Origin of the sequence: Streptococcus devriesei DSM 19639, from assembly GCF_000423725.1 — a bacterium.
In the GTDB taxonomy this organism is placed as follows: domain Bacteria; phylum Bacillota; class Bacilli; order Lactobacillales; family Streptococcaceae; genus Streptococcus; species Streptococcus devriesei.
In genome coordinates this window covers 446,222-470,306 of the sequence record NZ_KE384084.1, presented here as the reverse complement: position 1 = coordinate 470,306, position 24,085 = coordinate 446,222, and the positions used below count along the sequence as shown (strand labels likewise).

The following is a 24,085-nucleotide window of genomic DNA, read 5'->3' as shown; positions in this document are numbered from 1 at the left end:
ATTTTACCATAGTAGGGTTAAGATTACTATTTTAATTTTGAATTCTAAATTTTATAATTGGAATATATAGAAGGAGTAGAAAAAATGAATATAGATTATAATTCACAAAATAATACCTTTCATTTGTACAATTCAAAATTAAGTTACGTGATTTCAGTTGAAAAGAATCAATTTCTAGTAACTCAATATTTTGGAAAGAGAATTCGTTCATTTAATATGAGCCGTAGACATTGGCAATATGATAGGGGGTTTTTATCAAACCCAGATAATGCAGACAAACAATTTTCTTTAGATGTAATTTTAAGAGAGTTTCCTGACACTTTTCAGGGCGATTTTAGAACAGCTGCCTATCGAATCAGGTCTGAGGATGGAGATGCAGTAACAAGATTTAAATTCGCAGGACATAAGATTTATCGTGGTAAGCAGGATTTGTCTGGATTACCTCAAGTTGATGGAAATGAAAATGATACACTTACATTAGAAATTTATTTATTAGATGATATTCGAAATTTAAAGATAATATTATTTTATAACATATATGAGGATGTTGCAGTTGTCACAAGAAGCGTAAAATTTATCAATGATAGTACTGAAACAATTTGTGTGGAAAAATTATTAAGCATGAATATTGATTTTTTGGATGAAGATTGGGAAGTGTTAACCTTGACTGGCTCTCACTTAGATGAAAAACGTCAAAATAGAAGAGCAATATTATCAGATCAAATAAGGATTGAAAGTTCTCGAGGAACCAGCAGTCCACAAGCAACCCCGTTCATTGGTTTGTTAAAGCCTCAGTCTAATGAATTTGTTGGGGATTGTGTTGGGATTACTATAATGTATAGCGGAAGTTTCGAGGCTACTGTTCAAAAAGCACAATTTGGTAGTATTCGTACACAGATTGGTATCAATTCGGATGGTTTTTCTTGGGTTTCCAATCCTTCAGAATCATTAGATGTTCCAGAGGCGATTATTGCATTTTCAGATGAAGGTACAAATGGGTTGTCGAATGAGTTTCATAAATTATTTGAAAGTAGAGTTATTAGACCGCAATTTAGAGAAAGAGAGAGACCAATTTTAATTAACACTTGGGAATCCTTTTATAATGCTATAGACGAAACTAAAGTATTAGAGTTGGCAAAGGTTTCAAAGGATTTAGGGTTTGAATTATTAGTAATTGATGATGGGTGGTTTAAAAATAGAAATTCAGATGCTTCTGGCTTAGGTGATTGGGTTGTAGATGGAGAGAAATTCCCCTCTGGTCTCGCTGCACTTTCGAAGCAAATTCGTGAAATGGGATTAGAATTTGGATTATGGTTTGAGCCGGAAATGGTCTCAAAGGATAGTAATTTGTTTAAACAACATCCAGACTGGGTTATATGTAGTCATAGGTATGAACCAATAAATTCTAGAAATCAATTTGTGCTGAATTTGGGTATTAAAGATGTACAAAATTACTTATTTGAAAAGATATCAACTATCATTATTGAAAGCAAGGTGACATACATAAAGTGGGATATGAATCGACATTTGACGGATTTATTTTCCGCAGGTTTATCAAATTCTCAACAAGGTGAACTAAGCTTCCGATATACTTTAGGACTATATTCACTGTTAGAAAAGTTAAATTTATGTTTTCCGGATGTACTCTTTGAAAACTGTTCGAGTGGTGGAGGGAGGCTAGATCCTGGAATGTTGAGATATATGCCACAAGCTTGGGTTAGTGATAATACTGATGCAATTGGACGTATAAATATCCAAGAAGGCACTAGTATATTATTCCCTCCCTCAATTTTAGGTAACCATGTTTCTGATATTCCAAATCATCAAGTTGGAAGAATCACACCTATTCAAACAAGATTTAATGTGGCATTGCTAGGCATACTTGGTTATGAGCTTGATTTGACCTGTCTAGATGATAAAGAAAAATTTATCATAAAATCTCAAATTGATTTTTACAAAAGCTACAGAAGTCTATTTCAGTTTGGAAAATTTTCCAAGCTATATTCGTCAAATAGTAATTATAATGCGTGGCAAATTATATCCAAAAATGCTGAATTGATTGCAGTAGTAGTAATTCAAAAACTTTCTCCGAACTCATATCGAGTTCCAATTATTAAACTCGCTGGATTGGATAGTGAGTCATTTTATGAGAATATCGAATCTGGTGAAGTATTTGGAGGTGACGAATTGATGTTTTCAGGTATAAGTTTTGAAAGAGTGCGTACAGATTTCTATAGCTGGTTAAAAATATTTAAAAAGGTAAATAAATAAGATTTAATAAGAGTCTAAAAATGAGGTTGAGAACAGTTTTTTTAGGCAGAATAAAATAAGAAATATTGAAATTGTAATAATGAGAATTGCACGAAAATATGGTTAATGGCATAATTCTTATCGTGTTAAAATTTAAAAAGATACTCATTTAATTTTTTGAAATAATTTACGATATTGTTTTGGAGTTTGATTCATCTGTTTTTTAAATTGCTTGATATAGTATGAATCACTTTCATATCCGCAATCTAGTGCAATTTCAATCATTGATTTATTTGTTTGCTCTAATAAATATATAGATTTGTGTATTCTATATTGGTTTAAATACTGAAAGATAGTTTGACCTGTTCTTTCCTTGAAATACTTGCATAAATAATTTTCTGAATAACCCATATATTTACTTAGATTTTTCAAATTCACATTAGTCTTGTAGTGTAACTGCAAATAAGTGATAATGTGTTTGATTTTAGACATTCGATCTTCTTGATTTTTAATATTGATTAGTTCGTATTCGTAAAAATCAAGTATCAATTGATACAATAATAATTTAATGCGCAAATATTCAGTCTCTTCAGTATATGCAAGATCGTGTATTTTATTTTTGAAATTATCGTTATGTAAAATTGTAGTAATAACTTTAGAATTTCCACTGGTCAGTGGTTGAATAAAGTTGGATTGAGCCAAGTCATACTGCCTAAAGTCTAATAATGAAGGATGAAAAATAATCGCATGATGAACTGATGGAGTCAAACTAATTACGGAATGTAATGCATTGCTATTGATGAAACAAAATTCCCCTCCTGACATTGTCAATTCCTCATTATTATTTGAGATAATCATACTACCAGATTCTACATATACTATTTCAAAATCAGTATGCCAGTGTACAGGAACAGAATAGTTGCCAATCATATCTACATGTTTTATTACCTGAAATCGGAAATCTGGTTTACCATGCTCTCTTTGCTCTTTCAAATCTTGATAAGTCATATTGTCCTCAAAAATGATAATTTTGTTATATTTTTTGCCAAAAAAGTTATAAAATTTTTTGTTCTTATCCATTATAATTATATCAAAGATAAATGACAAGGAGAAATTATGGGTGATATTCAAAAATGGTGGCATTCTAGTGTAGTGTATCAAATTTATCCCAAAAGTTTTAATGACAGTAATTCTGATGGAATTGGTGATATACAAGGTATAATTAGTAAATTACCTTATCTAAAATATTTGGGGATTGATGTAATTTGGTTAACACCAATATATCAATCTCCTGAAATTGATGGTGGCTATGATATAAGTGATTATTATTCTATTAATCCTAAATATGGTACAATGACAGATTTTGAAGAACTTATTCAAAAATCCAGTGAATTAGGAATAAAGATAATCATGGATTTAGTTTTAAATCATACTAGTGATTTGCATCGGTGGTTTCAAGAAGCATCGAAATCTAGAGATAATCCTTACCATGATTACTATATTTGGAGTGACGAATCAACTAATTTACAATCAAATTTCACTGGATCGGCTTGGGAATATGTTCCACATTTAGAGCAATTCTATCTTCATTTTTACTCGAAGGAGCAACCAGATTTAAATTGGGAAAATCCAAACCTTAGAAATGAAATTTATAAAATGATAAATTTTTGGATTTCAAAAGGAGTAGCAGGTTTTAGATTAGATGTAATAGATTTAATAGGGAAAAAGCCATTTGAAGGTATAAAAGAGAATGGGCCACAATTACACAATTATCTCCAAGAAATGTATACTCATTGCTTTAAGGGAAAAAATTTAATGACAGTTGGAGAAACGTGGGGGGCTACTATTGAAAACGCACCGCTATATAGCCGTCCAGATCGTAATGAGCTCTCAATGATATTTCAATTTGAACAAATAAACTTAGATAAAATTCCGGGAGGGCAACGGTGGGATTTAAAAGAACTTGATTTACAGGATTTAAAGCAAGTTTTTTCTAAATGGCAACTTGGTTTAGAGAATAATGGATGGAATAGTTTATTTTGGAATAATCACGACTTACCTAGAATAGTTTCGAGATGGGGGAATGATAACGGATATTATCGTACACTAAGTGCTAAGATGTTAGCTATATTACTACATGGGATGAAAGGAACTCCCTACATCTATCAAGGGGAAGAAATTGGTATGACGAATCCAAATTTTCCTAGTTTAGAATATTATAGTGATATTGAGACAAAAAATATTATTGAAGAAAGATTGGCTAAAGGTGATGATCCTAAAAAACTATTAAGAGCTATACAACTTAAAGCAAGAGACAGTGGACGTACACCAATGCAATGGGATGATACGAAATTTGCAGGTTTCTCTGATACAGAGCCGTGGACGCAATTAAGTCCAAACTTTGAAAGTATAACAGTTAAGCAAGCTTTGAAGGATAATGATTCTATTTTTTATACCTATCAATTTTTGGTTAATTTAAGAAAAACAAATGGTACGTTACGTTTGGGTAAGTTCGAGTTATTAGAATTTGATCATCCACACGTTTTTGCATACCGAAGGACGAGCCATAATGAAACCTTATACATTATATGTAATTTTCACCAAGTTGAGACAGATTTTAGTCTAGATACTAGTAATCTAAAAGTTTTATATAGTAATTATCAAGATATTCAACTTTCTAATAAAATAGGGCTTAGACCATATGAAGCAATTATTCTAACAGATAAAAAGGAGTAAATATTATGCCTATTAATTACAAAAAAAGTGCCGAGTCAATTTTATTGGCAGTCGGGGGGAAAGAAAACGTCATCTCTACAGCACACTGTGCTACACGTCTTAGATTGGTTTTAATAAATGAAAATGTAGTAGATCATGAAAAACTTAATTCAATTGATGTTGTAAAAGGTGACTTCAGCAATGCAGGTCAATTTCAAATTATAATTGGAAGTGGAACCGTTAATGAAGTTTTTAAAGAATTTGTAAAGTTAGTTGACGTGGATGAAGTTTCAAAAGCAGAATTAAAACTTGAAGCTGATAAAAAATTAAATCCCATTCAAAGAGCTGTGAAGACACTATCTGATGTCTTTGTACCAATTATACCTACTCTTGTAGCTTCTGGACTTTTGATGGGAATCAACAATATTCTTACTGCTCAAGGTTTATTTTTTGAAAAACAATCTCTTGTAGAAGCTTGGCCTGCTATCTCAGATTTTACGAGTATGATTAATACATTTGCAAGTGCAGCATATGCATTTTTACCAGTTTTGGTTGGTTTCTCAGCTACTAAAATATTTGGTGGTAACCCTTATCTTGGAGCCGCATTGGGCATGATTATGGTATCTGGGGACTTATTAAATGCCTATGGCTATGGTAATGCTATCTTAAATAATGAAGTTCCTACATGGAATATTTTTGGATTAAGCATAGAAAAAGTTGGTTATCAAGGAACTGTTTTACCAATTTTAGTATCTAGTTATATATTAGCTAAATTGGAATCTTGGCTTCATAAGAAAGTCCCAGAAGCTTTGGATACCTTAGTAACTCCGATGCTATCTATTTTGTTGACTGCATTTATCACATTTTTGATTGTTGGAGGTATTATGAGAACTGCTGGTGATTTTGTTACACAAGGAATCCTTTGGGCAAGAGATACTTTAGGAATCTTTGGTGGTGCATTATTTGGCTTTTTCTATGCTCCGATAACTTTAACTGGTATGCATCATAGCTTGTTACCGGTAGATATACAATTGATCGCTAATGGCGGAAGTTTCCTATTTGCAATTGCAGCGTGTAATAATGTTGCTCAAGGGGGAGCAGCCTTAATGGCTTCATTATTAAATAAAGATTCGAATATTAAAACTGTAGCTACATCATCAGGAATTTCAGCACTACTTGGAATTACAGAACCAGCAATGTTCGGAGTAAATTTAAAATTAAAATATCCATTTTATGGTGCAATGATTGGTTCTGCTATCGGTGCCGCATATGTTACTCTAACTAATGTTTTGAATGTATCACCTGGTGCTGCAGGTATTTTAGGATTTGTATCAATCAAATCGACTGATATTTTAAACTATATGATTGGAATATCAATCTCACTTGTGGTTGGTGCTTGTGTGACATTAATTTTATCAAAAAATAAAAAGTACAATATCAAACTTTAATTACTCCTAAAATAATCAAGTCAGTTGCTTTAAGTAGTGTAGATGGAATGGTTTTAAAAACAGAAAATGGATAGATAAAAAGCAGGAGTCTTTACGATTCCTGCTTTCACTTTGTGTAGCCGTTTGATTTTCTTCAGTCGGAAAAATCTTATCCCAGACTCTTTTCCTACCCTTCCATAGCCTTTACAACCGGATAGCTGTCTACAACTTGGATGAATTGGCTGACTTTATTGTCTGCATTAAAGGTATAAAGATGGACAAAGTCTGCTTGGAAGGATTTCTGAGATTTTTTATAAGTGCCACTGTAGCGACCGTATACCATGACCTGCTGACCATTAAAGGCATAGTGAAGAGGCTCAGCGGTATAGCCAATCCACTCGGTGCCCAAACGTTTATGAACATTGTTGAGCACTGCTTCTTTGCCTACATAGGTCCCGGCATAGGGAAATCCGGCAGCTTCTGTCCAAGAGACATCATCTGCTAGATAGGTGGCAAATTCCTCTAGTTTCCCCTGTCCAGTCAGTTCGTAGGTTTTGGCTAAAATAACTTGATAATCGTGTTCTGTCATTTTCTTACCCCCATGGCATTTCTTGCATCACAACCTTGGCACTCAGTCCCAGTACGCCTTGGTTTGGTAAATTTGGAAAGGCTTGGTTCATGGCTGCCATAAAGGCTGCAGAATCTGCACTTTCTGACTCTACCTGGATAGTTTTTTCGAGGTAGGCTTTGGTAAAGCTTAAGGCAGTCTTGTCAAACTTGCTTTCTGGATTACTATGGCTTGGAATGAGGTGGGCAATATCCATTTGCTCCAAATCCTCCAGACGAGCTGCCCAAGTCTGCATTTCCTCAACTGTCTTGCTATCAGCTAAAAAGACATGAGCTTGATCAAAGGTGTCAATCCCACCAATCATCACTTTCTGGTCTTTGTCATAAAGGTTGATACGGTGACTATCACCAACCATTTCAAGAGTTACACCCTGCCAGTTGATGACATTTCCCTCAATAGCCTGTGGTAAGACCACATTGACAGGAGCATCCGCCCCAAGCTGACCTGACCAAACGGCCAATTTACCTAAGACTTTCTGAACGATGTGTTCTTGAGTTTCCTTGGTCGCTCGGATAATCGCCTCAGGAAAGGCTGCCTTAATCACCTCTGCTCCAAAGTAATAATCTGGGTCACCGTGAATGAGAAAGACCTCATCAAGTTCCAACTGATTGGCTTTCAAATAAGCCACGATTTCTAGGGCACTAGTCTTTGTGAAGGCTGTATTGATTAAAAAGGCATGCCCATCTTTCTCAAGCAAACTTGCAGTCACTAAGAAGCTTTGGTCATTGGTTGTGAAAGTTGTGATGGTGTAATTTGCAGTATTGATTTGTTTCATTTTAGTTCTCCATATCTAATAAGGTTTGGTATTGTTGCTCAAGGTCACTAGCTGTCATGGCTTGCCCTCTGAAATCATAGTATTTGTCACCGATTTGAGCGATGACCGTCGGATAGCTTTGGATGCCCATGGCTCTCGCCTTTTGAAAATCTAACTGGGCAGGCTGACCGTTCTCTAATGCAAGGGTGAGTTGCTCTTCTAGTTTTTCATCTAAGTCGAAAGCCTTTAAAATGGGAAGATAGGTAGCAACCTCACTTAAGCTCTTGCCATTTTCAAAAAAGGCTTTTTGCATAGCGAAAGCTAGCTCTGACTGACGAGAGACTGGCACGTGCTCACGCAAGAGGGCAAAAGCTGCTGCTGGACCAGTTGAATCCAGCGCCATGCTGCCTTCAGAAAGAGCAAGCTGATAGCCCTCGCCAAAGGTCACAGGATACAGGCTTTCAATCTTGGCATTTCCTGACTCAAAAAAGCCATACTCTCCAATAGCTCTGCTATTGTCACCAAGAAATAGTCCACCGAAAATCGTCTCTAGCTCAAGCTCAGGATGCTGGGCATGGAAATCCGTAAAGATACTGTTAAAACCGTAGCACCAACCACAGTAGGCATCCCAGATATAATAAAGTTTCATAGTCGTCCTCCTCTCTTGTTTATGCTCTTATTATACAGGATACAATATTTTTGAAAAGTAGGTTTTTTTCGAATAGATACTATTTTTTTAGATAGAATTGTATAGTTACGGGCTAAAATAAAATGATATTTTTTTGCGGTACTCTATTTCTTAGGCATACTTTACATTTTGATAGTACATCTGCTATACTAGACTACAATAGAAAGGTGAATCATGGCAACATTTACAAAACATACTATTCCCGATTGTCCTTATGTGACCACTCAGAAAGTTCTTTCAGGCAAGTGGTCTATTATTATCTTACATTTATTGGAAGATGGCGACGTGCGCTTCAACGAACTCCACCGTCAGATTGAGGGCATTTCACAAGCAACCTTAACCAAGCAACTGCGTCAATTAGAGGAAGACGGACTGATCACGCGCAAAGTCTATCCACAAGTCCCACCTAAGGTCGAGTATAACCTGAGTGACCTTGGGAAAGAATTTACCAGCGTCCTTGATCAAATCAATATCTTTGGACAAAAGTACATTGAGTTCGTCAAAGAAAAAGAAAACTAGGTTCCAATTTGGACCACTCCTAAAGTTAGACAATAATATCTAATATAGGGATAGGTTCCATTTGGACCTAGTTTTTTCTATATATCTTTGTTTTCAGGAATGTCAAGATCTGATTGATAAACTGCAATATGATCGTAGGCGATCTGTTTCCAGCCATCTGGGATACTTCTATTTTAGCATGTTGAGTTTTATACTAACTTTACATTCCAATACAAGAATGAAGTATGCATACATCAAATACTTTCGTTTAAAAGTGTAATCCTAAATTTAACCACTTCGTTTCGTTTTATAGTATAGGTAATTCCTATCACCACATTGTGAGGCAGTCGGATTATTAGAAAGAGCCGCAGATTAAGAGTCCAGCATGCTTTCTTATCTCAGAGTGAGTTACTAAAAAGGTCTAGTGGATCTTTCACTCTCGCATACGCATCACATCGAGACAGTAGTCTTGATGTCGCAAGGTGTGCAAAAGCCCTTGAAACAAGGCACTTTCCGGGTTTCGACCGTCTCAGGATGGTCGAGTGGATGACCGCTTCGTGGTAATTTATCCAAAGCTTTCTGAAAACGATTTGCGGCTGAAATGTGATAGGGTCGGCTGTTCAGGTTAGATGTCATAGCCGGGAAGGCTTGAAAATAGAGGCTTTCTGTGAGAAAGTCTTAATGAGAAAAAACTGTGATTTGACGCAACCGGAATTTGCGGAAATGATTGGGATTTCACGCAATAGTCTTAGCCGTTATGAAAATGGGACGAGTTCCGTTTCGACAGAACTCATAGACCGTATTTGTCAGAAATTTAATGTTTCGTACGTTGATATTGTAGGAAAAGAAAAGATGCTAACACCAGTAGAAGACTATCAATTGACTCTGAAAATTGAAGTTATCAAAGAACGTGGCGCAGCTATTTTATCCCAACTGTATCGTTATCAAGATAGTCAAAAGATCGCTTTTGATGATGATACCAATCCTTGGATTTTGATGAGTGCTGACTTGTCGGATCTAATCAATACTAAAATTTATCTTGTTAATACCTTTGATGAGATCGAACGTTACAATGGTTATTTGGATGGTATTGAGCGCATGTTAGATCTTGCTAAACATCAGGTGGTGGCTGAATGGAACTAGAAGCATTTAGTCAGACAGATTTTGACCTAGCTTTGAAACGGAGTATTCGTTCTCTGACACGAGGAAAAACTTCTTCAGCAAATCCTCAAGCTATCTTATTAGGTGGCCAAAGCGGAGCAGGTAAGACAACAATTCAAGCGTGATTAGTTAAAATAAAAATTTTGAAAAAAGTTAAGCGTGGGGCTTGACCTTTTTTAAAAGGCATCATATACTTGTATCACAAACAAGAACAACAAAGATTTTGCCAAAAGAATATTCTTTGTTGTAGAAAGGGAGTACCATGGACACAAAATTTTCAGTTGCTTTGCATATCTTAACAATGATTAGCGAGAGCAAAGAAAGCCTCTCTTCTCAGGCCTTGGCAACAAGTGTCGGAACCAATGCCAGTTATATCAGAAAGGTTATTGCCTTGCTGAAAAATGCAGATCTCATCACATCGCATCAGGGCAAGGTCGGCTATGAGCTAACCAAGGAACCGTCGGACATCAGTCTGCTTGATATCTACTATGCGACACAAGAAGTGACTCAGGTCAAGCTTTTCCAAGTTCACCAACATGCTAATCTGGAGTGCCCTGTTGGCAAGCATATCGAAGGGGCGATCAGCCCAGTCTTCCAACAGGCGGAGAATCAACTGGCTCAGGAACTGGCTGGTCAAAGTCTGGCAGATGTCATTGCAAATCTCTACAAACAAGTGAGTTTAGTCAAGTGATAAGCTTGGCTAATTATTAAAACCATCTTGTATCTGTATTGAAAATAAGAACAAGAAAACCAACATTCACATCAATCACTAGCAGACCCAGCTCTGCCATTTTCCAAAAATAGAAAGAAGAAAACCATGAAAGCAGCACAATTAAACGCATATAGCAAAACCAACCTCAACCTTGATTTAGTTGATGTCCCAAAACCAACCGCAGCGGTCAATCAAGTCCTCATCAAGGTCTTGACTGCTGGAGTTAATCCGCTGGACAACATGATTACTCGTGGTGAGGTTAAGATGATTGTCCCTTACAAAACACCCCTCATCGCCGGTAATGAAGTGGTCGGTATTGTCGAGGAGGTCGGCAGTAAGGTGAGCGATTTTAACCTTGGTGACCGTGTCTTTGGTCGCCTGCCGCTAGATAGTATTGGTGCTTTTGCCGAATATATAGCGGTGGATGCGGATGCTCTTGCGATCGTTCCGGATTATTTGACAGATGAAGAAGCCGCTGGTGTGCCACTGACTGCCCTAACTATTATGCAGGCCTTAGCGTTGATGGATGCCAAAGCGGGGCAGACACTTTTTATCTCTGGTGGAACCGGCGGTGTCGGTGCTATGGCTATCCCTCTTGCTAAAGCTAAGGGATTGACCGTTATCACTAATGGCGGAGCTGATAGTCGTGAGCGTGTCCTTGAGCTTGGTGCGGATCAATTTCTTGATTACAAAACGGAAGATTATACCGAGCTCTTGTCAGATATAGATTTGGTTTTAGACACACTAGGCGGTGCTGAAACCGAGAAACAGATGACCATCTTAAAACCTTCTGGTCACTTGGTGTCGCTTCGTGCCATGCCAAACGGCAGCTTTGCCAAACGCATGAACCTGTCAAAACCTAAACAACTTCTCTTTGCTCAAGCTGGCCGTAAATTCGATAAAATGGCTGATAAATATGGGGTTCATTATGACTTTATCTTCGTTGAAAGTAATGGCAAACAGTTGCAGGAAGTGGCAGATATCTTTACAGACCGCCATATTAAACCGTCCCTAGATACGGTCTTTGCCTTTTCAGATATCAACAAGGCTCTGGACAAGGTAGCAAACGGTCGCTCACGTGGTAAAACTGTTCTCAGCATGAAAGGGTAAAACATGGCCTATTTAACAACTAAAAACCAATATATTACTGTTAATGACTACAAAATCGCCTACCGTGAAATCGGTAAAGGTAAGTCAGAACGGCCCTTGGTCTTGCTGATCCATTTAGCAGCAACCATGGATAACTGGGATCCCAAGCTGATCGATCTTTTGACCCAAAAACAACATGTTATCCTGCTTGACTTACCGGGAGTTGGGGCAAGCGGAGGCAAGGTTGCTCCAACTATTCCGGGCATGGCTGAGCAGGTGATCGCCATTATCAAGGCCATGGGTTATACCAGCGTCAATCTACTGGGACTTTCCATGGGCGGCATGGTCGCTCAAGAAGTCGTTCGGCTTGCGCCAAACTTAGTGAATCGTTTGATCTTAGTAGGGACGGGACACCGAGGCGGAGTCGGTATTGATAAGGTAACATCAACGACCTTTCGTTACATGGCGCGTGCTGGTTTCCACCGTGTGGACCCTAAACGCTACATTTTTTACGGGCATGATGATGAGGGAAAAATAGAAGCTGATAAGGTTCTCGGTCGTTTAGACAGTCGCAAAAAGGCTTATGCTGATAAGGCAATGGCTGTGCCGTCTTTCTTACGTCAACTGAAAGCAATCAAACGCTGGGGCAAGTCAGCAGAGGACGACCTGAGCTTTATCAGCCAACCGACCTTGATTGTCAATGGTGACAAGGACATGATGGTGCCGACGGAAAATTCTTACATCATGCACGATAAGATTGATAACAGCCAGCTCATCATCTATCCAAATGCTGGTCATGGCTCACTTTTTCAGTACGCTGACCAATTCGCTAAAGATTTAGAAGCTTTCCTGGGAGTATAGAATGGCTAAAACTATTCTTATTACAGGTGCGACTGATGGTATCGGTAAGCATCTGGCGACAAGGCTGGCCACAGAAGGACACGAAGTCATTCTTCACGGCCGCAATCCTCAAAAGCTGGACTATAATGTCTATATTTCTCGTATCATGAATTCAAAGCAAAACTGGGCAAAATTATTTAATAAGTAATTAGGATTAGGGAAGGGAGTTTTTTGAAGGAACTGTGACCGAAAGGCTGCAGTTTTTGTGTGGTTTCATGGTATAATATACTTAAAAAATCTTAGGAATAACGATATGGCTTACGAAAAGAAAAGCATTAGAGCATTAAATGAGCCGTAAAAATCGCTTGCCTGCCTTTCAAGCAATCAGACAAATTTGGCATCAAGACTGATAAAACACTCTGCGCTAACTTATCCAAAGCTGGTTTGGCTCGAAAAGCGGCAAAGTTGAATGTTTGGGTCAGATGTTAGAAAAGCAAATGGGAATTTGCGGAGGTGATTATCATTATAAAGATTGTGCACTTGTTTAAGCATTACTATTTAGGATTTTCTCTGATTGGATTGGCAGCATTTATCATACAGGAACTTCCGTACATGATCATACCGTTCATTCATCTTAAGTCGAACCCAATTATGAATATGCAGAAGGAAATCAAATGGATTGAGATTACACAAGGCATATTGAGCCTGCTGTCGGTGATTTTGCTGCTGCTGATCGTTCGTGACGATGCAAAGGCCTTTTCGATTGCAACGATAAGAGAAAAGGTGTTCTTTGCTGTGACCATGTTCATGATTCTGATCAATTTTGTTGGTTGGATATTTTATGATCTGGGACATCAGTACGGATGGCTGATTGTTATCACTCAATTTGCAGCCGTTCCGCTGTATTATTTATTCTTCGGATTGTGGACGAGCAATGTTCTGCTGGTTGGCTCTGCTTCTCTGTTTTTTATGATTCATACAGTGAACGGATATTTGAACTTCATAGCAAAATAAACTTCAGCTTGTACAGACAAGCGAAGATTCTTCATTTAGTGAGCAGCAGTTAAAGCAGGGGTAACAGATGCGATTAATTATAAGATTTCTAGTGAATGTATTGATGCTTAAAGTTTTGGAATCAAAATATAAAAAAGTAATTATATTTTGTCTGTATTTTGGAGTGACCAGTGTTGGCCTATACACGATTTGGTACAATCTTCGAGACTTTGGGCACTTGACAGCAACACAAATTATCGGACTTATTATCCTCATTCCACTGACATTGCTTTTTTTGCTGGGTACAGTATTTAGTACCGGCGTTTCAGGGATAGACTTAGCAACTATACTTTCTAGAAATGCGGGAAAGATCGATGAAAACCATCCCATGTATCAGGCGAGATATATTGGAAGAACTATTTTTGAGGAAAAAGAATGCGATGTTTATCTCGACAAGAAGGGGAACTATTTTTTGAGTGGTCCTCATGCTGGTTTTAAAAAATACGGCAGATTTTATATCCGCTATGCTGAACCAAAAGAACTCGGAGAAGTATACAATATCCGCACCTATTGTCACTACAAGGGACATACATTCCCAGTAAATAGACGTCAAAAAGATAAACGGAAATCCATTTTACTGTATACAATAGATGGTGAGGTAGCTGATGAGCTCAGCTTTTCAACGGTCGGGAAGTCGGAGTACGAATTAACTGTTCCAATTGAGGAGGTTCAGCTGGAAGACGTCAAAAATATTGTCGATTTAGGTTAAATATTGGAATAAAAAAATGGCATTAAGGATTTTAAAAGAAGCCTTGCGAATGAAAACTTACCCTTGCGTAAGTTTTTTTAAAATCGTTTTAGCTATGATAAGGGCTTTTCTTTGTTCTCAGCTGTGTCAAAAGTGGTATAATGAACAAAGAACTGCTAATTGTTAGGGGAGAGAAAATGGAAAAAGATCATTTACACGAAATTCGTGTGTTTGAAAATTTTGATATGGTTTCTTTTGAGAAAGGCCATGTAGTCGTAACCACAGAAGTCGTAGACAAGTCTTTAAATTATTATGGTTTTGCGCACGGCGGCTATATCTTTACCTTGTGTGATCAAATCAGCGGCTTGGTCTCTATTTCAACCGGGTTTGATGCGGTGACACTTCAGTCCAGTATCAATTACTTAAAATCCGGAAAGCTGGGAGATACCTTATTGATTGACGGCCGCTGTGTTCACGATGGACGGACAACTAAGGTTGTTGACGTTACAGTTACCAATCAATTAGATCAGGAAGTAGCCAAAGCTACTTTTACTATGTTTGTGACAGGAGAGCGCGCAAACGAATGAGCATTTAGTTTGCAATCACTAAAGTGCATGCCAATGGGAGAATAATCTGATGAAAAAAATAATTATCTGGATTTCAGCTATTTTTCTTGTCATTGTTCTAGCTGGAGGTATCTATATTGTGGGGTGGGGAATGCCGGGAAATGTCCTGCATACCAAAATCAGCTACGGACACTCTAAAATCTACACCCTGAAGGATCGAAAAGCAGCTGCTAATCTGATAAGGAGAAATTTCATTGCCTTTAATGGCTGCCGCCTGGAAACATTGGACTATACTTCAGATAAAAGGTCTCAGGAAATGTTAGTATCAAAAAAACATATGGATGCTGACAGGTACAAGGAGAAGTATGATAAAAAAGACGCTTCTAAGACCTATGATGAGTGCATTGTTTACCAATCAAGCTTCAGCACTGACGGCTGTCCTGATGCAGGTTTTAGTGCTAATAGTCATTACAGCCATTGGAATTGGATTTTAGTCCGAAAAAAAGGCGGCCCTTGGCGGCTTTACAGCTACGGACATGATTAAAAATGGCTTGGGCAGAAATAGCAGAACGATTGCTGCGAACGAAAGTAACAGAAGATACACTCTTGAAGAAATGAGGTTACCATGACGACTTATCATCACTTGGTTCAATATTATGAAACGGACCGCATGGGCATTACCCATCATTCCAATTATATCCGCTGGATGGAAGAGGCGCGTGTTCATTTTTTGACAGAAATCGGCTGGCCCTATGATACCCTGGAAGAAGAAGGCATCATATCGCCGGTCGTTTCGGTTAACTGTCAGTACCTGACAACATCAACTTTTGCTGATGAGATTGCCATTGTCATTACTGTAGAAAACGTTAAAGCCGCACGATTGATCTTTCATTATGAAATGACTAATCAAAAGGGGGAAACGGTCTGTCGGGCTCAGTCAGAACACAGTTTCTTATCTCAAAGCGGCAGCTTTGTCAATATTAAAAAAGAATACCCTGATTTCTACAGCAAATTAGCAGAACTCAGTCAGTCCTGATAAGTAACTTCCCAGCAAACTAAATTCATTCTTTTTTAACCTCCTAATGGTATAATAAGTTTATAAACTTTGAAGGAGGTTGTGATGACAATTGCTATTACAGGTGTAACCGGCAAGCTGGGCGGTGTGACTGCTGAACTCATTGCAAAAAAGGGTATTTCAGCCAGACACTTGGCTCGAAATCCGCAAAAGGCAGCTGATTATGACAATGCTGAGGTGCTTAAAGCTGCTTTTGAAAATTCTTCGGCAACGATCGAAGCTTTAAAGGGCATTGACACCTTGCTGATGGTGTCTGCTTCAGAAAGTCCTAATCGTTTGCAGCAGCATTTTGATTTTATTGATGCAGCTGACAAGGCGGGTGTCAAGCATATCATCTACACATCTTTTTACCATGCTGCAGATGATGCTGTCTTCACTTTGGCGCGTGATCATGCTAAGACTGAAAATTATATCAAGGAAAAGGGATTTGACTACACTTTTTTGCGGGACAATTTTTATTTGGATTTCTTTTTGGATCTCTGTTTAGAAAATGGTGAGATTCGCGGACCGGCTGGCAAGGGGAAAGTATCTGCCGTAGCCAGACAGGATGTATCTGAAGTGGCAGCAGCCATTTTGGTCAATCCCGATAAATGGAAAAATCAAATCTTAGATATGACCGGACCGGCAGATTTATCAATGGATGATATTGTGACGGCGGTTGCTGAGGCAAGTAAAAAGCCTGTTTGTTATATTGATGAAACGATTGAAGAGGCCTACCAATCGCGCAAGGCCTGGCCGGCGGAAGCATGGGAATACGATGCCTGGGTCAGCACCTACACAGCTATTAAAGAGGGCGAACAAGCAGGGGTTTCTTCTGATATTGAGCGTGTCCTTGGACGCCCGGCTGCTTCGTTGGAACAATTACTTAGGCAAAAGCTGAACTGAAATGAACAGCTAATTAATAAAGGAAAAAATTTATGATTGTATTAACTTATTTAGACGCTTACCAAGCTAAAAAAGAAAACCACTTTAACACTATTGAAGAATTGATGCTGGCACTGAGCGGCTGTCTCACCCTGCCGGATTATTACCGAGTTGTGTCGCTGACTTATAAGGGGCAGGACATTGGCTACAAAGGAGTGATTGGGGATTTGTACCAAACAGTTAGCCAATTGGACTGGAAACAATTTGAATCAAACTAATTTTCCCTGACAAAAAAAGCTGCCTGTCAGGCAGCGTGAAGTAGCAAAAGCGGAGAAATCATGTGTTTGCCTAAACAGATTTTTCCGCTTTTTTCATTTTTTTAATCTAATTTATCAAGAAATTTTTGGATATTGACGGTGACACGGGTGTGCTCTCCCTTACCAATGAGCTTATCGCCTTCGTAAACTTCAAACTTAAAATGGAAGCGCCGACCGTCTTTGTCAGCTTCCAATATTCTGACATCAACGGCCTGGCCGATTTTGGTCGGGGTTAAGTGCTGAACCGTAATCTGCGCTCCGACAGTCGTTTCTGAAACATCCAGCTTTTCTTCACAGTAGAGGAAGGCTGTATTTTCAATAAAAGCAGTCATGCTGGGAGTTGATAATACATTTAAGCAGCCGGAACCCAAATGCATAGCTGAATGCTTGGGCGCAGTGGTGTAAGATTTACTGTAAATGGACATAAGCGGCCTCCTTTTGCTGGTATGACAGATTTGTTAGCGAAGATCGATTAAATTTTGAGCTGTTCAAGCAGCTGCAGTTACTGCCATTTTTCAAATTAACTCTAGCATATTTAAAAGCAAATCACAACTAATTACCTAAGGAATTTTTCTTTAGCTTGGTATTTGCTTATTCCTTTGATTCGTGGTAAGATAAATGAGATAAAATGCAGTGAAAGAGGTAGAAAAATTGGCTTTTGGAGAAAACGGACCACGTAAGAAAACACCGTTTGAAAAACTGACGTTAATTGTCGTTATCATTATGGTTTTGGTCACTGTCGGAGCGGTAGTTCTCAGCGCACTCAGTGCCATTATTTAAAAAGAAACGCTTACGGGCGTTTTTTTAAGCGAATCAAGACAAGGTAGAAAAGATATGAGTATGTTTTTAGATACTGCTAAGGTCTCAGTCAAAGCTGGCCGCGGCGGTGATGGGATGGTTGCTTTCCGCCGTGAAAAATATGTTGCCAACGGCGGTCCTTGGGGAGGCGACGGCGGCCGCGGGGGCAATGTTATTTTTGTGGTTGACGAAGGGCTCCGTACGCTGATGGATTTCCGCTACAACCGCAATTTTAAAGCCAAGGCCGGTGAGAACGGGATGACCAAGGGAATGCACGGCCGCGGCGCAGAGGACCTCTATGTGCGGGTACCGCAAGGAACAACAGTTCGAGATGCGGAGACGGGTAAGGTTCTGGCAGATTTAGTGACCAATGGTCAGGAGTTTATTGCTGCTCACGGCGGCCGCGGCGGCCGTGGGAATATTCGTTTCGCAACACCTCGAAATCCGGCGCCTGAGATTTCTGAAAATGGGGAACCGGGAGAAGAGCGTGAATTAGCCTTGGAGCTGAAAATTTTGGCAGATGTCGGTTTAGTCGGTTTTCCTTCAGTAGGGAAATCAACCTTGCTCAGCGTTATTACGGCAGCTAAACCAAAGATCGGTGCCTATCATTTTACCACCATCGTTCCTAATTTAGGCATGGTTCGGACCAAGTCCGGCGACTCCTTTGCTGTAGCTGATTTACCCGGGCTGATCGAAGGAGCCAGTCAGGGTGTCGGTTTGGGAACACAGTTTCTGCGGCATATTGAGCGTACGCGTGTTATTTTACATGTGATTGATATGTCAGCAGCGGAAGGCCGGGATCCTTATGAGGACTATTTAGCGATCAATAAGGAGCTTGAAACCTATAATCTCCGCTTGATGGAGCGGCCGCAGATTATTGTTGCCAATAAAATGGATATGCCGGAAGCTTCAGAAAACCTAAAGGTCTTCAAAGAAAAGCTGGCAGCCAATTATGATGAGTTTGATGAGCAGCCGCAGATTTTTCCAATTTCAGGAATTACTCATCAAGGACTCGATGCTTTGCTGGATGCAACGGCACAGCTATTAGACAAGACCGATGACTTTCTTCTTTATGATGCTTCAGAAATGCAGGAAGAAGCTTACTATGGTTTTGATGAGGAAGAAAAAGCCTTTGAGATTTCCCGGGCTGATGATGCTGCCTGGGTACTCTCCGGTGAAAAACTTGAAAAACTCTTTGTCATGACTAATCTTGAGCGTGATGAAGCCATCATGAAATTCTCGCGGCAATTGCGTGCCATGGGAGTGGATGAGGCTCTGCGTGAGCGCGGTGCTAGGGATGGCGATACTGTCCGTATTGGTAAGTTTGAATTTGAGTTTGTGGATTAATGTTGGAAGTATATCTAAGTACTAAAGTACTTAGATATACAACGGCAGCCGCTATGGCGGTCTGCCTGTCGTAACACCAGGCTTTTAGCTGGCAAAGGTATCCGGTGGAAAAGTGAGAATCGCTAGGATATTTGGCTAAGCGACTTACTAGCTCGAAAAACGATTAGTCTCGAATCGTTTTTCTCACGTCGTGACTTTTTCATGAATAAAGGAGAAACTGCTGGCGGCCTGCCTGTCGTAACACCAGGCTTTTGGCTGGCAAAAGGAATTCTAGCCACTATAGAATTAGTTAAGCTCAGCCGGCCTTTACGAGTAACTAAATATTAAACCTAATCAAGATGGAGGTTTTATTATGGGTGATAAGCCAATATCATTTAAAGATAAAGATGGCAATTTTGTGTCAGCAGCCGATGTTTGGAATGCTGAGAAATTAGAAAAACTTTTTAATAAGCTCAATCCCAATCGCAAGCTGCGTTTGGAACGCGAAAAAATTGCTAAAGAAAAAGCAGAATAACGCAAAATACCAGTCTGATGTGAATATCGGCTGGTATTTTTTTAAAAATTTTTCTATAAACAGTATATAACACTTGACAAGAGTTGTATACTGTTATATACTGTTTATAACAAGAAGGAAGAAATCAGATGATGCAAATAATAATTAATAACTCTTCTATGGTTCCAATTTATGAGCAGATTGTGGAGCAAGTAAAGAAAGGCATCCGAACAGGCCAGTTAAAAGAAAATGACCTCTTGCCGTCCGTTCGTTCTTTATCCAAGGATTTAAAAATCAGTGCACTGACCGTAAAAAAGGCCTATGATGTTTTAGAAAGCGATGGTTTTACAGTCACTGTCCATGGCAAGGGCAGCTATGTTGCCGCTGTAAACCCGGCACTCTTATTGGAAGAGCAGAAAAAAGAAGTAGAGACTGATTTTGAGCGCGCCGTTCAAAAAGGAAGGCGTTACGGCCTTTCTGACAAGGAGATCAGGAGTCTATTTGATTTGATTTTGGAGGATTAAGCCATGTTAAAAATCAACGATTTAAGGAAACAATATGATCGCTTTTCTCTGAAGGCTTCGTTAGACATCAAAGAGGGGGTGATTACCGGTTTGATTGGACAAAATGGATCCGGCAAAACGACACTGTTTAAGTCTATCTTAGGTTTGATTTCAACAGACGGCGGGCAGATTAGTCTTTTTGGAAAAGACAGTCAGCGTTTGACAGCTAAGGACAAAGAAAAACTGGGCGTGGTGCTTTCTGATTCTGGATTCAGCGGCTATTTACGGATAATCGATATTCTTTCGATTTTAGAAGCTATGTATCCGGCTTTTGACAAGGCATTCTTTCTTAAACAGCTGGATAGATTTCAGCTGCCCAAAGAAAAATTTTTAAAAGATTTCTCAACAGGTATGAAAGCCAAGTTAAAAGTCCTGGTTGCTATTTCTCATCAGGCAGAACTGCTCATACTGGATGAGCCGACAGCAGGTCTGGACGTTATGACCAGAGATGAATTGCTGGACTTATTGAGAGATTATATGGAGCAGGACGACAGACGTTCTATTCTGATTAGCTCCCATATTTCAAGCGACTTAGAAAGTTTGTGCGATGATCTCTACATGATAGATGAAGGCCGGATTATTCTGCACGAGGAAACAGATGTTTTACTGAGTGATTATGCTGTCTTGAAAGCTACAGAAGAACAGTTTGCTGAATTGGATAAATCGTTTATTCTTCGCTTTAAAAAAGGAAGATTTGGCTATAGCTGTCTGACCAATCAAAAGCAATTTTACTTGGAAAACTATCCCGCGATTGCTCTTGAAAAGGGGACTATTGACACGGTGACAGCCTTGATGATAAGGGGGGATAAACTATGAAAGGGCTTTTGATAAAAGATTTTAAATTGATTGGGCAGCAAAAAAACTTCTTTTATTTGCTGCTGGCTGTTGTGATTGGATTGGTTGGCTTTTCAGATGACATTGCTTTTCCCTTATATTTTATGACGTTTACCGTTTCCTTATTTGCTTTAACAACTACCAGCTATGATGAACTTGACAACGGAAGTGCCTTTTTGTTCACCCTTCCTATCACCCGCAGTAACTATGCTCTTGAGAAATATATTTTGGCTGTTCTGCTGAGTTTCAGCTCTTGGATAGCTGCTCTCCTTTTGGCAATAGTAGCTGCAAGTTTGAGGGGAATGTCAGTCAAAGACATTTTGATGACAGCCAGCTTTATTTTCCCTTTGGTTGTGATAATGCAGGCTATCATGCTCCCGATTCAGCTGAAGTTTGGAGCAGAAAAAGGCCGTATCGCAATAATTGCAAGCATTGCCGGACTGGTTGTTCTAGGTATTGTTCTTCTTAAAACTGCTAACATGTTTTTTGACATTGATTTGGCAAATTTACTCAATCACCTGCCTGTTCTCAGCGCAGAAGCACTCGTCGCTTTATTAATTCTTGCAGCCCTTCTGATTTTGGCGATTTCCTTAAAAATCAGTATTGGTATTATGAAAACCAAAGAATTTTAAAAATGAGCTTAACTAAGAATGAAAAGAGAGTGGGACAACAAAATCGAAATCGCTATTTCATGACGATTTACCGATTTTTCTCCACTCTCTTTTAGTTATTGAATCTTTCGGAGGTACTTTTGGTCGAGCTGATAGATAGTGTTACCAATCTCTTTTATAAAACTACGGTCATGGGAAACACTGATGATGCAGCCGGGGTAATCCTTAAGAAGTTGCCGGATCAGCGGCTGGCTGGTTGGCGAGAAGTGGCGTGTTGGTTCATCTAGAATGAGAACATTATTTCCTTCCAGGACCATTTTAGCCAGAAAGAGCTTGGCTTTTTGCCCACCGGAGAGGTCAAGAACGGTGTGCCCGACTTCTTGGCGTGTGAATTGCAGGCTGGCAAGGAAAGTTCTTGCCTTCTCTGGACTTGCGACATCCGATAGAAAGCTCAGAGCAGTTTGGTGGGCATCTAAAATCTCCTCGTCATTTTGGGGCATGTAGCCCAAGGAAAGGTCTGTTCTTGTTCTCAATTCTTCCAAAACCTGCTTGAGCAGAAGTGTTTTGCCAATGCCATTTTGCCCTGTAATGACCAGCTTGTCCTGCCCACGGATTTGCCAATCGACTTTTTGTCCGCTTACTAATTCTCTTGCTTCCCATTTAAGAATGACCTTGCTAGCAGGCAGAGCCTGAATATCTGAAAAGAAAAGGTCAATCGTATCCATATCCTGAGGAATTTCAGTGAATTGCTCCGCCTCTTTGTTTAGGCGGCCTTTTTGAGCTTGGTGGGCATGCATTTTTTTGGCTAGAAGCCGTCCTGTAACATCATTTTTAGTCTTGCGCAGTTCATGTTCTATGCGTTGCTGAATGCGCTGGTATTTCTGAGATTTTTTAGCGTGTTCTTCGCGCTCCTTATTGGCCAGCTGCAGTTGGCGTTCAAACCGTTCACGTCTTTGCTGACGATAGCTTCGGTAGTCTCCATGAAAATAGCTGGCGCGAGCTTCTTGACGTTTTTTCAATAATTCAAGATGAAGTATAGCAGTAGCAGTGTTTGTTAAGAGTTCTTCATCATGTGAGATAAAGATAACAGTCTTATCTGTCCTTTTGACAAATTTTTCCAGCCATTGCAGACTTTCTAGATCCAAATCACTGGAAGGTTCATCAAAGAGCAAGAGATCAGGGCCACTGGCTAAGATTTTCAGCAGCTGCAATTTCAATTTTTCCCCGCCTGAGAGGTTTCTGACCAGTTGTTCATGGTCATCAAAGCGATTAGTATCAAATTGAAAGAGCTCTGCCATTTGATAAAAAAGATTAAAATCAAAGCTGTCATAGTCTATATCATGGTAGAGATAGTTGCTTAAGCTGCGGTCTAAATCTACTGGCGCTATATTCTGAGGGAGGTACCCTGTACGGCTAAAGCGGTTGGTGATTGTTCCTTCCATGATGGTATAGCCAGCAATCAAGCGAGGATTGAGAAGGGCTTTAAGCAGGGTAGACTTACCAGTTCCCTCTTCACCGATAAGAGCCAGCTTGTCGCCAGGGTTGACCACAAGATTAAGATCTCGAATAAGTGTTTGCAAATCTTTCTGGTGGGTAATCGTTAGATGCTGGAGTTGCAGCATAGACTGTCCTCCTTTCTTTTTCAAACAATAAAAGCCGCTACTTTATCTAGTAGGGCATTTTTTATGCTATCAAAAACAGCAGCAGTCTATACTTTTTGAAAATAAAAATGGTAGGTCGTAGGTCGGTGATGTCACTTTTAGTACCGGCTGCAGCTTGTCACCTAGCATCATTTTGATTTTATTTGAGTATTGGTTGCAATTTTTTGGATCTTGGTGCACACAAAAAATTCTTCTAGATAAAGTATATCCAATATGAAGAATTTTAGTTTTTCAATGCACCATACCTCCAATGATATTATAAAATCAGTTTAGCAAAACGCTTTCAAAAAGTCAATGGGGCATGTTATAATAAAAAATTTAAAGGTCTTAAAGGACTTTGCAGCAGATGAGATTGAAAAGTTGAGGCTGTCAAAACAGCTACGACAGTTAAAAAGCAAGGCCGATAATGCCTTGCTTTTTAACTTAGTAAGGGTGTACGTCAGTCCACTATAG

Annotated in this window: 28 protein-coding genes and 2 pseudogenes; 24 read left to right on the top strand and 6 right to left on the bottom strand. The window is 39.1% G+C overall.

What is annotated here, in order from left to right:
- The first annotated feature begins 84 nt into the window (after window positions 1–84).
- Window positions 85–2,271 (top strand): alpha-galactosidase, encoded by a 2,187-nt coding sequence (locus tag G573_RS0108395; protein WP_027976311.1) that lies wholly within the window; start codon window positions 85–87, stop codon window positions 2,269–2,271.
- Between the two features lie 144 nt (window positions 2,272–2,415).
- Here the strand turns inward: G573_RS0108395 and G573_RS0108390 are convergent, their stop codons facing one another.
- The gene (locus G573_RS0108390) at window positions 2,416–3,258 is read right to left on the bottom strand and encodes a helix-turn-helix domain-containing protein (protein ID WP_169364447.1); all 843 of its coding nucleotides are present in this window, start codon (window positions 3,256–3,258) and stop codon (window positions 2,416–2,418) included.
- Window positions 3,259–3,366: 108 nt separating this feature from the next.
- Here G573_RS0108390 and G573_RS0108385 point away from each other — a divergent pair, with 108 nt between their 5' ends.
- Both G573_RS0108385 and G573_RS0108380 read left to right on the top strand, forming a co-directional pair.
- On the top strand, window positions 3,367–4,986 hold the full coding sequence (locus G573_RS0108385; protein ID WP_027976309.1) for an alpha,alpha-phosphotrehalase: 1,620 nt from the start codon (window positions 3,367–3,369) through the stop codon (window positions 4,984–4,986).
- 5 nt (window positions 4,987–4,991) lie between these two features.
- Window positions 4,992–6,413 carry a sucrose-specific PTS transporter subunit IIBC gene (locus tag G573_RS0108380; protein WP_037586861.1) on the top strand — a complete coding sequence of 474 codons (1,422 nt, stop codon included), beginning with the start codon at window positions 4,992–4,994 and terminating at the stop codon, window positions 6,411–6,413.
- 166 nt (window positions 6,414–6,579) lie between these two features.
- Here G573_RS0108380 and G573_RS0108375 read toward each other — a convergent pair whose 3' ends face one another.
- The 3 genes from G573_RS0108375 to G573_RS0108365 are packed head-to-tail and all read right to left on the bottom strand — an operon-like array spanning window position 6,580 to window position 8,423.
- The gene (locus G573_RS0108375; protein ID WP_027976307.1) at window positions 6,580–6,981 is read right to left on the bottom strand and encodes a nuclear transport factor 2 family protein; all 402 of its coding nucleotides are present in this window, start codon (window positions 6,979–6,981) and stop codon (window positions 6,580–6,582) included.
- A gap of 4 nt (window positions 6,982–6,985) precedes the next feature.
- The gene (locus G573_RS0108370; RefSeq protein ID WP_027976306.1) at window positions 6,986–7,795 is read right to left on the bottom strand and encodes an MBL fold metallo-hydrolase; all 810 of its coding nucleotides are present in this window, start codon (window positions 7,793–7,795) and stop codon (window positions 6,986–6,988) included.
- Window position 7,796: 1 nt separating this feature from the next.
- Window positions 7,797–8,423 (bottom strand): DsbA family protein, encoded by a 627-nt coding sequence (locus tag G573_RS0108365; protein WP_027976305.1) that lies wholly within the window; start codon window positions 8,421–8,423, stop codon window positions 7,797–7,799.
- A 213-nt stretch (window positions 8,424–8,636) separates the two neighbouring features.
- Here G573_RS0108365 and G573_RS0108360 point away from each other — a divergent pair, with 213 nt between their 5' ends.
- From G573_RS0108360 to G573_RS0108295, 14 genes and pseudogenes are all read left to right on the top strand, one after another.
- Window positions 8,637–8,981, top strand: a complete 345-nt coding sequence (locus G573_RS0108360; RefSeq protein ID WP_027976304.1) for a winged helix-turn-helix transcriptional regulator — start codon at window positions 8,637–8,639, stop codon at window positions 8,979–8,981.
- A gap of 660 nt (window positions 8,982–9,641) precedes the next feature.
- Window positions 9,642–10,103, top strand: coding sequence for a type II toxin-antitoxin system antitoxin PezA (pezA, locus tag G573_RS0108355; RefSeq protein WP_037586860.1), 462 nt, complete (start codon window positions 9,642–9,644; stop codon window positions 10,101–10,103).
- A pseudogene (locus G573_RS11340) lies at window positions 10,094–10,237 on the top strand (zeta toxin family protein); the annotation flags it as partial. The gene pezA and the pseudogene G573_RS11340, both read left to right, overlap by 10 nt.
- A gap of 146 nt (window positions 10,238–10,383) precedes the next feature.
- Window positions 10,384–10,812 carry an Rrf2 family transcriptional regulator gene (locus G573_RS0108345; protein WP_027976302.1) on the top strand — a complete coding sequence of 143 codons (429 nt, stop codon included), beginning with the start codon at window positions 10,384–10,386 and terminating at the stop codon, window positions 10,810–10,812.
- Window positions 10,813–10,938: 126 nt separating this feature from the next.
- Window positions 10,939–11,943: an NADP-dependent oxidoreductase gene (locus tag G573_RS0108340; RefSeq protein ID WP_027976301.1), complete on the top strand. Its 1,005-nt coding sequence runs from the start codon at window positions 10,939–10,941 to the stop codon at window positions 11,941–11,943.
- A 3-nt stretch (window positions 11,944–11,946) separates the two neighbouring features.
- Window positions 11,947–12,783, top strand: coding sequence for an alpha/beta fold hydrolase (locus tag G573_RS0108335; RefSeq protein WP_027976300.1), 837 nt, complete (start codon window positions 11,947–11,949; stop codon window positions 12,781–12,783).
- A gap of 1 nt (window position 12,784) precedes the next feature.
- Window positions 12,785–12,901: pseudogene (locus tag G573_RS11590) on the top strand (SDR family NAD(P)-dependent oxidoreductase); the annotation flags it as partial.
- A gap of 512 nt (window positions 12,902–13,413) precedes the next feature.
- Window positions 13,414–13,776, top strand: a complete 363-nt coding sequence (locus G573_RS0108325) for a hypothetical protein (RefSeq protein ID WP_211218569.1) — start codon at window positions 13,414–13,416, stop codon at window positions 13,774–13,776.
- Window positions 13,777–13,867: 91 nt separating this feature from the next.
- A complete protein-coding gene (locus tag G573_RS0108320) occupies window positions 13,868–14,524 on the top strand; it encodes a hypothetical protein (RefSeq protein ID WP_169364445.1) in 657 nt (218 codons plus the stop codon).
- Between the two features lie 176 nt (window positions 14,525–14,700).
- Window positions 14,701–15,090, top strand: a complete 390-nt coding sequence (locus G573_RS0108315) for a PaaI family thioesterase (protein ID WP_027976297.1) — start codon at window positions 14,701–14,703, stop codon at window positions 15,088–15,090.
- A gap of 49 nt (window positions 15,091–15,139) precedes the next feature.
- Window positions 15,140–15,613 (top strand): hypothetical protein, encoded by a 474-nt coding sequence (locus G573_RS0108310; protein ID WP_027976296.1) that lies wholly within the window; start codon window positions 15,140–15,142, stop codon window positions 15,611–15,613.
- Window positions 15,614–15,694: 81 nt separating this feature from the next.
- Window positions 15,695–16,105 carry an acyl-CoA thioesterase gene (locus tag G573_RS0108305; protein WP_027976295.1) on the top strand — a complete coding sequence of 137 codons (411 nt, stop codon included), beginning with the start codon at window positions 15,695–15,697 and terminating at the stop codon, window positions 16,103–16,105.
- An 84-nt stretch (window positions 16,106–16,189) separates the two neighbouring features.
- Window positions 16,190–17,029 (top strand): SDR family oxidoreductase, encoded by an 840-nt coding sequence (locus G573_RS0108300; protein ID WP_027976294.1) that lies wholly within the window; start codon window positions 16,190–16,192, stop codon window positions 17,027–17,029.
- Between the two features lie 32 nt (window positions 17,030–17,061).
- Window positions 17,062–17,286: a DUF4649 family protein gene (locus G573_RS0108295; protein ID WP_027976293.1), complete on the top strand. Its 225-nt coding sequence runs from the start codon at window positions 17,062–17,064 to the stop codon at window positions 17,284–17,286.
- A gap of 101 nt (window positions 17,287–17,387) precedes the next feature.
- Here the strand turns inward: G573_RS0108295 and G573_RS0108290 are convergent, their stop codons facing one another.
- Window positions 17,388–17,750: a thioesterase family protein gene (locus G573_RS0108290; RefSeq protein WP_027976292.1), complete on the bottom strand. Its 363-nt coding sequence runs from the start codon at window positions 17,748–17,750 to the stop codon at window positions 17,388–17,390.
- A 226-nt stretch (window positions 17,751–17,976) separates the two neighbouring features.
- On the opposite strand from G573_RS0108290, the gene G573_RS11335 reads away from it, so the two are divergent.
- From G573_RS11335 to G573_RS0108260, 7 genes are all read left to right on the top strand, one after another.
- Window positions 17,977–18,105: a DUF4044 domain-containing protein gene (locus G573_RS11335; RefSeq protein ID WP_084522394.1), complete on the top strand. Its 129-nt coding sequence runs from the start codon at window positions 17,977–17,979 to the stop codon at window positions 18,103–18,105.
- A gap of 54 nt (window positions 18,106–18,159) precedes the next feature.
- Window positions 18,160–19,470: a GTPase ObgE gene (obgE, locus tag G573_RS0108280; RefSeq protein ID WP_027976291.1), complete on the top strand. Its 1,311-nt coding sequence runs from the start codon at window positions 18,160–18,162 to the stop codon at window positions 19,468–19,470.
- Window positions 19,471–19,671: 201 nt separating this feature from the next.
- Window positions 19,672–19,797, top strand: a complete 126-nt coding sequence (locus G573_RS11715; protein ID WP_281168699.1) for a hypothetical protein — start codon at window positions 19,672–19,674, stop codon at window positions 19,795–19,797.
- 25 nt (window positions 19,798–19,822) lie between these two features.
- A complete protein-coding gene (locus tag G573_RS11435) occupies window positions 19,823–19,984 on the top strand; it encodes a hypothetical protein (RefSeq protein ID WP_027976290.1) in 162 nt (53 codons plus the stop codon).
- 131 nt (window positions 19,985–20,115) lie between these two features.
- Window positions 20,116–20,487: a GntR family transcriptional regulator gene (locus G573_RS0108270; RefSeq protein WP_027976289.1), complete on the top strand. Its 372-nt coding sequence runs from the start codon at window positions 20,116–20,118 to the stop codon at window positions 20,485–20,487.
- 3 nt (window positions 20,488–20,490) lie between these two features.
- Complete coding sequence (locus tag G573_RS0108265; RefSeq protein ID WP_027976288.1) at window positions 20,491–21,342, top strand: ATP-binding cassette domain-containing protein; 852 nt, start codon at window positions 20,491–20,493, stop codon at window positions 21,340–21,342.
- Window positions 21,339–21,992 carry an ABC-2 transporter permease gene (locus G573_RS0108260; protein WP_027976287.1) on the top strand — a complete coding sequence of 218 codons (654 nt, stop codon included), beginning with the start codon at window positions 21,339–21,341 and terminating at the stop codon, window positions 21,990–21,992. The genes G573_RS0108265 and G573_RS0108260 overlap by 4 nt, the downstream gene beginning before the upstream one ends.
- A gap of 95 nt (window positions 21,993–22,087) precedes the next feature.
- Here the strand turns inward: G573_RS0108260 and G573_RS0108255 are convergent, their stop codons facing one another.
- Window positions 22,088–23,593 carry an ATP-binding cassette domain-containing protein gene (locus G573_RS0108255; RefSeq protein ID WP_027976286.1) on the bottom strand — a complete coding sequence of 502 codons (1,506 nt, stop codon included), beginning with the start codon at window positions 23,591–23,593 and terminating at the stop codon, window positions 22,088–22,090.
- Between the last annotated feature and the right edge of the window lie 492 nt (window positions 23,594–24,085).

Excerpts from the sequence above, each read along its gene's own strand:
- G573_RS0108395 (WP_027976311.1), top strand. The coding sequence starts at position 85 with ATGAATATAGATTATAATTCACAAAATAATACCTTTCATTTGTACAAT.
- G573_RS0108390 (WP_169364447.1), bottom strand. The coding sequence starts at position 3,258 with ATGACTTATCAAGATTTGAAAGAGCAAAGAGAGCATGGTAAACCAGAT.
- G573_RS0108385 (WP_027976309.1), top strand. The coding sequence starts at position 3,367 with ATGGGTGATATTCAAAAATGGTGGCATTCTAGTGTAGTGTATCAAATT.
- G573_RS0108380 (WP_037586861.1), top strand. The coding sequence starts at position 4,992 with ATGCCTATTAATTACAAAAAAAGTGCCGAGTCAATTTTATTGGCAGTC.
- G573_RS0108375 (WP_027976307.1), bottom strand. The coding sequence starts at position 6,981 with ATGACAGAACACGATTATCAAGTTATTTTAGCCAAAACCTACGAACTG.
- G573_RS0108370 (WP_027976306.1), bottom strand. The coding sequence starts at position 7,795 with ATGAAACAAATCAATACTGCAAATTACACCATCACAACTTTCACAACC.
- G573_RS0108365 (WP_027976305.1), bottom strand. The coding sequence starts at position 8,423 with ATGAAACTTTATTATATCTGGGATGCCTACTGTGGTTGGTGCTACGGT.
- G573_RS0108360 (WP_027976304.1), top strand. The coding sequence starts at position 8,637 with ATGGCAACATTTACAAAACATACTATTCCCGATTGTCCTTATGTGACC.
- pezA (WP_037586860.1), top strand. The coding sequence starts at position 9,642 with ATGAGAAAAAACTGTGATTTGACGCAACCGGAATTTGCGGAAATGATT.
- G573_RS0108345 (WP_027976302.1), top strand. The coding sequence starts at position 10,384 with ATGGACACAAAATTTTCAGTTGCTTTGCATATCTTAACAATGATTAGC.
- G573_RS0108340 (WP_027976301.1), top strand. The coding sequence starts at position 10,939 with ATGAAAGCAGCACAATTAAACGCATATAGCAAAACCAACCTCAACCTT.
- G573_RS0108335 (WP_027976300.1), top strand. The coding sequence starts at position 11,947 with ATGGCCTATTTAACAACTAAAAACCAATATATTACTGTTAATGACTAC.
- G573_RS0108325 (WP_211218569.1), top strand. The coding sequence starts at position 13,414 with ATGAATATGCAGAAGGAAATCAAATGGATTGAGATTACACAAGGCATA.
- G573_RS0108315 (WP_027976297.1), top strand. The coding sequence starts at position 14,701 with ATGGAAAAAGATCATTTACACGAAATTCGTGTGTTTGAAAATTTTGAT.
- G573_RS0108310 (WP_027976296.1), top strand. The coding sequence starts at position 15,140 with ATGAAAAAAATAATTATCTGGATTTCAGCTATTTTTCTTGTCATTGTT.
- G573_RS0108305 (WP_027976295.1), top strand. The coding sequence starts at position 15,695 with ATGACGACTTATCATCACTTGGTTCAATATTATGAAACGGACCGCATG.
- G573_RS0108300 (WP_027976294.1), top strand. The coding sequence starts at position 16,190 with ATGACAATTGCTATTACAGGTGTAACCGGCAAGCTGGGCGGTGTGACT.
- G573_RS0108295 (WP_027976293.1), top strand. The coding sequence starts at position 17,062 with ATGATTGTATTAACTTATTTAGACGCTTACCAAGCTAAAAAAGAAAAC.
- G573_RS0108290 (WP_027976292.1), bottom strand. The coding sequence starts at position 17,750 with ATGTCCATTTACAGTAAATCTTACACCACTGCGCCCAAGCATTCAGCT.
- obgE (WP_027976291.1), top strand. The coding sequence starts at position 18,160 with ATGAGTATGTTTTTAGATACTGCTAAGGTCTCAGTCAAAGCTGGCCGC.
- G573_RS11715 (WP_281168699.1), top strand. The coding sequence starts at position 19,672 with ATGAATAAAGGAGAAACTGCTGGCGGCCTGCCTGTCGTAACACCAGGC.
- G573_RS11435 (WP_027976290.1), top strand. The coding sequence starts at position 19,823 with ATGGGTGATAAGCCAATATCATTTAAAGATAAAGATGGCAATTTTGTG.
- G573_RS0108270 (WP_027976289.1), top strand. The coding sequence starts at position 20,116 with ATGCAAATAATAATTAATAACTCTTCTATGGTTCCAATTTATGAGCAG.
- G573_RS0108265 (WP_027976288.1), top strand. The coding sequence starts at position 20,491 with ATGTTAAAAATCAACGATTTAAGGAAACAATATGATCGCTTTTCTCTG.
- G573_RS0108260 (WP_027976287.1), top strand. The coding sequence starts at position 21,339 with ATGAAAGGGCTTTTGATAAAAGATTTTAAATTGATTGGGCAGCAAAAA.
- G573_RS0108255 (WP_027976286.1), bottom strand. The coding sequence starts at position 23,593 with ATGCTGCAACTCCAGCATCTAACGATTACCCACCAGAAAGATTTGCAA.